Genomic DNA, 9007 nt, shown 5'->3' with positions numbered 1-9007 from the left:
TCTACTACGCGCTATAGTAGCGAGCGCGAGCACGCCTCGGGCGGCATTGCCGATTCACACGTTGACAAGGCCGGACGGCGTGAACGGATTCGTCCAGCGCGGTGCTCTTGCCGCGCGCTGCATCACGAGGAGACCCCTTGACCGCCGTGGCAACCATCCCCGCACTGCGCGACGAAGCCTGGGAGGGTTTCGTCCGCGGCCCCTGGACGCAGCGGATCGACGTCCGCGACTTCATCGTGCGCAACTACACCCCCTACACCGGCGACGCCGCCTTCCTGGCCGGCGCCACTGACCGCACCCTCGCGGTGTGGCACACCTTGCAGCGCGACTACCTCGCGGTCGAGCGGGCCAAGCGGGTCTACGACGTGGAGACCCACATTCCGGCCGACGTCGACGCCTTCCCGGCCGGCTTCATCAGTGACCAGGACACGGTGATCGTCGGGTTGCAGACCGACACCCCGTTGAAGCGTCCGATGATGCCCAACGGGGGTTGGCGGATGGTGGAGACCGCGATCGCCGAGGCCGGGCTGCAACCCGACCAGCGGGTCAAGGAGATCTTCACCAAGCACCGCAAGACCCACAACGAAGCTGTCTTCGACATCTACACCCCGCGGATCCGGGCCGCCCGCAGCGCCCACCTGGTCACCGGCCTGCCCGACGCCTACGGCCGTGGCCGAATCATCGGCGACTACCGCCGGGTCGCGCTGTACGGCGTCGACGCCCTGATCGAAGCCAAGCGGGCCGCGCTGAACGCGTCGGTCGGTCAGCCGTTCAGCGAGGACTGGGCGCGCCGCCGCGAGGAGCATGCCGACCAGATCAAGGCGCTGCGGAAGCTCACCAACCTCGGCGAGAGCTACGGCTTCGACCTGTCCCGGCCGGCCACCACCTTCGTCGAGGCCGTCCAGTGGACCTACTTCGCCTACCTGGCCAGCGTGAAGAGCCAGGACGGCGCCGCGATGAGCATCGGCCGGCTGTCCGGCTTCTTCGACATCTACGCCGAACGTGACCTGGTCGCCGGCCTGCTGACCGAGTCCGAGGCGCAGGAGGTGATCGACGCGCTGGTCACCAAGCTGCGCATCGTCCGCTTCCTGCGCACCATCGACTACGACCAGATCTTCTCCGGCGACCCGTACTGGGCGACCTGGTCCGACGGCGGTTTCGCCGACGACGGCCGCACCCTGGTCACCAAGACCTCCTTCCGGCTGCTGCAGACGCTGCGGAATCTGGGTCCCGCCCCCGAGCCGAACATCACCATCTACTGGGATCCCGCGCTACCGCAGGGCTACAAGGAGTTCTGCGCCCAGATCTCGATCGAAACCTCCGCGATCCAATACGAGTCGGACGCCGAGATCCGCGGCCACTGGGGTGACGACAGCGCGATCGCCTGCTGTGTCTCGCCGATGGCGATCGGTAAGCAGATGCAGTTCTTCGGAGCCCGGCTGAACGCCGCCAAGGCGCTGCTGTACGCGATCAACGGCGGCCGGGACGAGGTCAGCGGCAAGCGGGTGGTGCCCGGCTTCCTCGGTGTCGACGGCGACGGCCCGCTCGACTACGACACGGTCTGGGCCAAGTACGACGAGATGCTCACCTGGGCGGTGGAGACCTACGTCGAGGCGCTGAACATCATTCACTACTGCCACGACAAATACGCCTACGAGGCGATCGAGATGGCGCTACACGACGACGAGATCGTCCGCACCATGGGTTGCGGCATCGCCGGGCTGTCGATCGTCGCCGACTCACTGGCCGCGATCAGGTACGCCACCGTCGTGCCGGTGCGGGACGCGTCCGGGCTGGTCGTCGACTACCGCACCGAGGGCGACTTCCCGCGGTACGGCAACGACGACGACCGGGCCGACGAGATCGCCCAGCTGGTGGTGGCCACGGTGATGGACAAGATCCGGCACCTGAAGCTGTACCGGGACGCCGTCCCCACCCAATCGGTGCTGACCATCACCTCGAACGTGGTCTACGGCAAGGCCACCGGCGCCTTCCCCTGCGGGCACCAGGCGGGCATGCCGTTCGCGCCCGGCGCCAACCCCGAGAACGGGGCGGACACCCACGGCATGTTGGCCTCGATGCTCAGCGTCGGCAAACTCTCCTACGACGACGCCCTGGACGGCATTTCGCTGACCAACACGATCACCCCGTCCGCCCTGGGCCGGACGGAGACCGAACGGGTCGCGAACCTGGTCGGCATCCTGGACGCCGGGATGGGCGAGGGGCTCTACCACGCCAACATCAACGTGCTGAACCGGGAGACCCTGCTCGACGCGATGGAGAACCCGGAGGACTACCCGCAGCTCACCATCCGGGTCTCCGGCTACGCGGTCAACTTCACCAAACTGACCCGCGAGCAGCAGCTGGACGTGCTGTCCCGCACCTTCCACGAATCGGTGTGACGGTGGCGGACGCCGTCCGTCCCGGCATGCTCGGCGGCATCCCGGTCGCCGATCTGCCGCACCACGACCTGCTGCTGGCCCAGCACACCGGCGAGATCGGCTCGGTGCACTCCTGGGAACTGGTGACTGCCGTGGACGGGCCCGGCACCAGGATGACCACCTTCCTGGCCGGCTGCCCGCTGCGCTGCCTGTACTGCCACAACCCGGACACGATGAACCCGCACCGCGGCCTGCCGGTGTGTGCCGACGATCTGTTGGCCCGCATCAAGCGGTACCGGTCGATCTTCCGGGCCACTCGCGGCGGCGTCACGCTGTCCGGGGGTGAGGTGCTGCAACAGCCCGCGTTCGCCCGCCGCATCCTGCGCGGCGCCAGAGAGCTCGGCATCCACACCGCGCTGGACACCTCCGGGTTCCTCGGTCGCAACGCCGACGACGCGATGCTGGCCGACGTCGACCTGGTGCTGCTCGACGTCAAGGCCGGCGACGAGGCCACTTACCGCCGGGTCACCGGACGCCGCCTGCGGCCCACGCTCGACTTCGGACGCCGGCTGGACGCCGTCGGCATCGAGACCTGGATCCGGTTTGTGCTGGTGCCCGGGCTGACCGACGATCCGGCGACCATCGAACCGGTCGCCGACTACGCGGCGTCCCTGGGCTGCGTGTCCCGGGTCGAGGTGCTGCCGTTCCACCAGATGGGCCGCGGCAAATGGGCGGAGCTGGGCCTGGACTACCGACTCGCCGACACCGAACCGCCCTCGGCGGATCTGGTCGAGTCGACCCGGGCCGTCTTCCGCGCCCGGGGCCTGACCACCTACTGAGTCGCCGGACACTGCGACCGCCTCATTCGCGATGCGCGGGAGGCGACCGGATCGGGCGCAGGCGCTGCTTTACTGGAAGACGCGATGCGCTATCTCGATCACGAACCCGGCGGCTGGTTTCTGCTGGAGCAGGACGGCGTCCTCTACCTCGACGCCCGCTACAGCTACAGCGCGTTGATCGACGATTCTGCTCTGATCAGGCTCAACGCGACTGAACTCGAGGCTCACCGGCTCGGCGGCCACGACTATCTGTCCGACCTCGCCACCCGCATCCACAACAGCGCCCCGTACGTCGAGAACTCCCGCTTCTTCGCGCGAGATCTGTACCGAGGCGATGACCGTGCTCGGTTCAGGAAGGCGGTCGCAGACGCGCTCGCGAACCACACCGGACGCGGGCGGGCACGCTTGACGTGAGCGGTGCCGTTCGAGGTCGACCGGATCGTTGGCGACGAACGGAGTCCACTGCGGCGGCTGGACTGACAGCCCGAGGGATGCTTGCCTGACTGCATGCAGGTCGAACGCATCGCACCGATTCTGACCGTCCGCGACGTCGCCGCCGCCGTTGCGGAACACGCCAGCGTGCTCGGCATGCGGGTGGTGATGGACATGGGGTGGATCGCCTTCCTCGCCGACGACGCCGGCCGGCAGATCGGCCTGATGACTTCGGACGCGACGGCGCCGGTCAATCCGGACGTCTCTGTCTTCGTGGACGACGTCGAGGCCGCGTACGCCGCCGCGAATGCTGCCGGGGTCGAGATCGTCCACCCGCTCAGCTACGAGGACTGGGGCGTGCGCCGCTTCTTCTACCGGGATTCGTCCGGCCGGGTGATCAACGTCGGCACCCACGCCCTCCGGCCGGAGTGACCGGGGGTCATGGCACGGTGCTTCCCTAGTCGTGCGAAGGGCAACCGGGTGGGGCGAATGGACCGTGCAGAGCCGCCCACTGCAACAGCATGATGGTCTTGCCGTCGATGATCTGCCCGTTCCTCGTCATCGCGAGCGCTTCGGCGAAGTCGAGTTCGAGCACTTCGATGTCTTCGCCCTCCTCGACAACCCCGCCGCCGTCGCTCGTCCGGTTCTCGGGCGTGTAGGCGGCCGCGAAGAAATGCAGCCGCTCGGTCACCGAGCCGGGGCTCATGTACGCGTCGAAGACGTGCTCGATCCGGCTGAGGGTCACGCCCAGTTCCTCGGCGCTCTCGCGACGAATGGCGGTGAGGGGGTCGTCGGCGTCCAGAAGCCCTGCCGCTGCTTCGATGAGGAGCCCGTCCGGATGATCGTTCACGTAGGCCGGAAACCTGAACTGACGGGTCAGCAGGACCGTTCGACGTTCGGTGTCGTAGGGCAGGATCACTGCGCCGTTTCCACGGTCATAGGTCTCCCGCTGCTGGCGTTCCCAGCGCCCGTCACGCCGCCGGTAGTCGAAGGTGGTGCGCCTGAGCACGTGCCAGCCCTGCGAAGTCAGCTCGACGTCTCGGATCACCACGTCCGGGTTGCGCTTCAGCTTCCGCCCGGTGCGATCAAGACCGGTGCGTCCCCGATGGTCGGGGACGTCGACGCCGGGGGTCTTCATGCTGCCTGTGCTGTCGTCATGGCGGCCACCATACATGCAATAATACGGAGAAACAGGAAGGAATGTGGATGCTTGCCGCGCAACGCCGGACTCACCTGCTCCAGATCCTTGCAGAAACAGGCAAGATCGTGGCTACCGACGTCGCGGTCGACTTAGGCATCTCGGTGGACAGCATCCGTCGCGACCTGCGCGACCTGGCCGCCGAGGGACTGTGCCAGCGGGTCTACGGGGGAGCGCTGCCGGCCTCGCCCGCCATCGTCGACTACGCCGCCCGCCAGAGCGTCGAGCCCGAAGGTAAGCGCGCGGTCGCCGCCAAGGCGGCCTCTCTGGTCCGCCCCGGGGCAACGCTCATCCTCGACGGCGGCACCACGGCGCTCGCGGTCGCCCAGCTACTTCCGACGGAACTGGAATGCACCGTGATCACCAACAGTCCGACCATCGCGTCGGCGCTGCTGCAGCATCCCCGGGCTGCGCTGTTCATGCTGGGTGGCCGGATCTTCAAACACTCCGCCGTCACCTGCGGGGCCGCTGCCGTCGAGGCCGCCCAGTACGTCTCGGCCGACCTCTGCTTCATCGGCGTCACCGGAGTCCACCCGGAGGCCGGGCTCACCACGGGCGACGCCGAGGACGCCGCGATGAAGCGGGCCCTCGCCGCGCGCGCGGCCGAGACCTACATACTCGCCTCGTCCGAGAAGATCGGGACGGCCTCGCCCTACCGTGTGCTGCCCTGGAGCCAGATCTCCGGAGTGATCACCGATGCCAGTCCGGCCAATGCCGTCATCAAAGAGGTCGCGACACGTGGGGTCGAGATCCTGTCCGCCGGTGTCAACTCTCTCGAGGGTCGCGCATTGAAGTGAGCATGAATCGCATGCGAGGCAGAACCCGGCCGGCGATCGAGCCGCTCGCTGTCTCGCCGATTCGAACCGCGCCGTAGTGGGCGTAGAAGGGCTCCGCACCCGGATCGGCCTCGAGGGTCAGGTCGTCGAAGCCACGCGCGGCTGCCTCGGTCAGGGCGTCCTTGAGCAGCAGGCCACCTATGCCTCGTCCGATCGCATCGAGATCGACGAAGAGTGAGGCGAGTTCGCCGTGCGGTGGGGTGCCACGCAGGCAGTGGAAGCCGAGGAGTTTCGATCCCCGCACGGCGATCCTGATCGCGCCCGAAGCGCACTCATCGGGGCGGATGGTCAGTTCCGCCCGGCAGGCGGCGAGGAACTCGGCGTCGTACCCCCAGTGACTCTTCGAGCGAAGCGCCAGGTCGGTCAGTGCCGCGGCCTCCTCGGCCCGGGCCGGGCGAATCGTTACCTCGTGAGTCATCCCAAGCAGCCTACGAGGGCGTGTGGCCGGGACTTTGGGGGCGGTGACCAGGGTGAACGAAGAGGTTTGACCGTTGGGGAAGTGCTAGTCATTCACGTCATCCTGGGCTCCGACCCGGGGTCTCCCGGGATCTCGGGCGGGAGGGATCCCGGATCAAGTCCGGGATGACGATGGGGGCTTTGGTCGGCGCATCTTTAGCGCTTCCTGTTCCACAGTTGATGGGTCAGGCCGCTGGATGTGCTGATCGACTCGACGGTGAACCGGTCCTCCAAGCCGGTGAGGTGATCCCAGATCCGGACGCCGGTGCCGAGCACGACCGGCACGATCGCCACATGCAGGAAGTCGATGAGGTCGGCCTGCAGGAACTCGCTCACCGTCGTCGGACCGCCGCCGATCCGGACGTCCAGCCCGCCGGCAGCCTGCTGTGCCAGTCGAAGTGCGTCCTCGGGCGAGGCGTTGATGAAGTGGAAGCTGGTGCCGTTGGCGAACTCGATGCTCTCGCGGGGGTAGTGGGTGAGGATGAAGACCGGGGTGAGGAACGGCGGTTCGTCGCCCCACCAGCCCTGCCATCCGTCGTCCGTCCATTCACCGGTCTGCGGTCCGTACTTGCGGCGACCCATGATTTCGGCACCGATGCCCTGCCCCCAGGTGCTGAACAGCGCGCGGTCCACCGTCACCGGTTCGTCGACACCATGAATGCCGTGGATGACACGCCCGTCGAATCGGGCGAAGAGCGCCTGCGCTTCGCCGATCGGCTGCTCCAGCGTCACGTAGTCGCCGGCGGCGAATCCATCGGACGACACGAACAGGTTGTGGACTCGCGTGCGCGGCATGACAGCCTCCAAAGTGCTTGCAAATCAAGATCACCTGCACGGTAGCGCAAGCTGATTCCGATCTGCAAGCACTTGGTGACGTAGTCGCTGCCGAGTGGTTCTCGCCTGGATCGAAGGTCACGCGACGCTCAGCAGCGCGATCTTGTCGAGACCGTGGCTGCCGACCTCGGTCGCCTCAGTCGGTGCAGGACGACGAGTATGGTGAGGTCACCGCCCTCCGCGAGGTCGGGGCGCGATCCGGTCCTTGGAGTCGTCATGCGCCCACTAGTCCTCCGCCACAGCCTGTCCCTTGACGGGTACGCCGCAGCACCCGAGGGCGTACGCGACGACTTCTTCCTCGAGTACGACGAGGACGAGGAGTTCGTCGCGCACATGGCCACCGTGCTCGGCTCGGCCGGTGTCCACGCGATGGGTGCTCGCACCTACCGAGACATGGCCGGGTACTGGCCGTTCCAGAGAGGACCCGAGGCCGACGCGATGAACGCCATCCCCAAGGTCGTCTTCTCGCGCTCGCCGATCGACACCCCGTGGGCGACGACGACCGTCTGTTCGGGGGACCTGGCCACCGAGGTTGCCAGGTTGAAAGCCCAGGACGGCGGCCCGATCCTCGCGCACGGGGGCGTGCGATTCGCTCAGGCACTCGTCCGCGCGGACCTCGTCGACGAATACCACCTGCTGGTCAGCCCCTTCGCCCACGGCAGCGGCAGCCCGCTGTTCACCCAGTTCACCAGGTTGCAGCTGATCGACGTCAAGTCGTTCCCCAAGGGGAACCTCGCCCTGACCTACGCGCGTCCGGACGCCGCCTCTTCCTGAGATGCAGTGCGGGGGCGACTATCTCGGCTGGGACTACGAACTGAAGCGGAACTCGACCACGTCGCCGTCGGCCATCACGTAGTCCTTGCCCTCCAGCCGGACCTTGCCGGCGGCCTTGGCCTGCTGCATGCCGCCCAGCTGGATCAGGTCGTCGAAGGACACCACCTCGGCCTTGATGAAACCCTTCTGGAAGTCGGTGTGGATCACGCCGGCCGCTTCAGGAGCGGTGGCGCCCTTGCGGATCGTCCAGGCCCGGGCCTCCTTGGGGCCGGCGGTCAGGTAGCTCTGCAGACCGAGGGTTTCGTAGCCGACCCGGGCCAGCACGTCCAGGCCGGGCTCGTCGATGCCCATCTCGACCAGGAACTCGCGGGCCTCGTCCGGCTCCATCTCGACCAGTTCGGACTCGATCTTGGCGTCCAGGAAGATCGCTTCGGCGGGCGCCACCAGTTCGCGCATCCGATCCAGCAGTGCGGTGTCGGTGAGTTCGTCGGAGTCGCAGTTGAACACGTAGATGTACGGCTTGGCGGTGAGCAGGAACAGCTCGCGCAGCGGTTCGCGGTCGACGCCGGCGGCGTAGATGCCGCGTCCGGAGTCGAGCACCTGCTGGGCGGCCTGGACGGCGGCCAGGGTCTCGCGCCGGTCCTTGTTGATCCGGGCCTCCTTCTCCAGCCGGGGCAGCGCCTTCTCGACGGTCTGCAGGTCGGCCAGCATCAGCTCGGTGGTGATCGTGTCGATGTCGTTGCCCGGGTTGACCGCGCCGTCGACGTGGGTGACGTCCGGGTCGCGGAACACCCGGGTGACCTGGCAGATGGCGTCCGCCTCTCGGATGTTGGCCAGGAACGCGTTGCCCATGCCCTCGCCGGCCGACGCACCCTTCACGATGCCCGCGATGTCGACGAAGCTGACCGTGGCCGGCACGATCCGCTCGGAGCCGAACAGCTTCGCCAGCTGCGGCAGCCGCTCGTCCGGCACCCCCACCACCCCCACGTTGGGTTCGATGGTCGCGAACGGATAGTTCGCCGCCAGCACCTCGTTGCGGGTGAGCGCGTTGAACAGAGTGGACTTGCCCGCATTGGGCAGCCCGACGATGCCGATTGTCAAAGCCACGCCGGACAGCGTAGTGGCGCGGCCGATGGTCGCCGTGCCGAGGCCCGGTTCCGGGAATCAGGGCCGACGTGTGTGGATTCGGGGTCGGTCGTGCGGGGCTGTCCGCGGAGGGGTGCGGAGGGGTCTCGACAAGCTCGACCAACGGTGGGG

At 67.6% G+C, this 9007-nt stretch carries 10 protein-coding genes; 6 read left to right on the top strand and 4 right to left on the bottom strand.

Translation table 11 applies throughout. From position 1 onward, the window contains the following. The first annotated feature begins 146 nt into the window (after positions 1-146). From pflB to Q0066_RS00135, 4 genes are all read left to right on the top strand, one after another. On the top strand, positions 147-2402 hold the full coding sequence (pflB, locus tag Q0066_RS00150; RefSeq protein ID WP_298128810.1) for a formate C-acetyltransferase: 2256 nt from the start codon (positions 147-149) through the stop codon (positions 2400-2402). 2 nt (positions 2403-2404) lie between these two features. After that, positions 2405-3220 (top strand): pyruvate formate-lyase-activating protein, encoded by an 816-nt coding sequence (pflA, locus tag Q0066_RS00145; protein WP_298128808.1) that lies wholly within the window; start codon positions 2405-2407, stop codon positions 3218-3220. 84 nt (positions 3221-3304) lie between these two features. After that, on the top strand, positions 3305-3634 hold the full coding sequence (locus Q0066_RS00140; RefSeq protein ID WP_298128806.1) for a hypothetical protein: 330 nt from the start codon (positions 3305-3307) through the stop codon (positions 3632-3634). A gap of 93 nt (positions 3635-3727) precedes the next feature. After that, a complete protein-coding gene (locus Q0066_RS00135; protein WP_298128805.1) occupies positions 3728-4084 on the top strand; it encodes a VOC family protein in 357 nt (118 codons plus the stop codon). Between the two features lie 25 nt (positions 4085-4109). Here Q0066_RS00135 and Q0066_RS00130 read toward each other — a convergent pair whose 3' ends face one another. Next, on the bottom strand, positions 4110-4790 hold the full coding sequence (locus Q0066_RS00130) for an NUDIX domain-containing protein (RefSeq protein WP_298128804.1): 681 nt from the start codon (positions 4788-4790) through the stop codon (positions 4110-4112). Positions 4791-4852: 62 nt separating this feature from the next. Between Q0066_RS00130 and Q0066_RS00125 the strand changes: the two genes are divergently transcribed. Continuing rightward, positions 4853-5647, top strand: coding sequence for a DeoR/GlpR family DNA-binding transcription regulator (locus Q0066_RS00125; RefSeq protein ID WP_366521485.1), 795 nt, complete (start codon positions 4853-4855; stop codon positions 5645-5647). Here the strand turns inward: Q0066_RS00125 and Q0066_RS00120 are convergent. Both Q0066_RS00120 and Q0066_RS00115 read right to left on the bottom strand, forming a co-directional pair. Then, positions 5616-6104 (bottom strand): GNAT family N-acetyltransferase, encoded by a 489-nt coding sequence (locus tag Q0066_RS00120; RefSeq protein WP_298128801.1) that lies wholly within the window; start codon positions 6102-6104, stop codon positions 5616-5618. The genes Q0066_RS00125 and Q0066_RS00120 overlap by 32 nt on opposite strands. A gap of 194 nt (positions 6105-6298) precedes the next feature. Continuing rightward, positions 6299-6937: a dihydrofolate reductase family protein gene (locus tag Q0066_RS00115; RefSeq protein WP_298128799.1), complete on the bottom strand. Its 639-nt coding sequence runs from the start codon at positions 6935-6937 to the stop codon at positions 6299-6301. 255 nt (positions 6938-7192) lie between these two features. On the opposite strand from Q0066_RS00115, the gene Q0066_RS00110 reads away from it, so the two are divergent. Then, positions 7193-7750: a dihydrofolate reductase family protein gene (locus Q0066_RS00110; protein WP_298128797.1), complete on the top strand. Its 558-nt coding sequence runs from the start codon at positions 7193-7195 to the stop codon at positions 7748-7750. Positions 7751-7783: 33 nt separating this feature from the next. On the opposite strand, the gene ychF is transcribed toward Q0066_RS00110, so the two are convergent. Continuing rightward, positions 7784-8857: a redox-regulated ATPase YchF gene (gene ychF, locus Q0066_RS00105; RefSeq protein WP_298128796.1), complete on the bottom strand. Its 1074-nt coding sequence runs from the start codon at positions 8855-8857 to the stop codon at positions 7784-7786. Between the last annotated feature and the right edge of the window lie 150 nt (positions 8858-9007).

This window comes from Micropruina sp. (assembly GCF_027492755.1).
Lineage (GTDB): Bacteria > Actinomycetota > Actinomycetes > Propionibacteriales > Propionibacteriaceae > Micropruina.
Note: the sequence above shows the minus strand (reverse complement) of the source record. Positions and strands in the feature narration are given on the sequence as shown.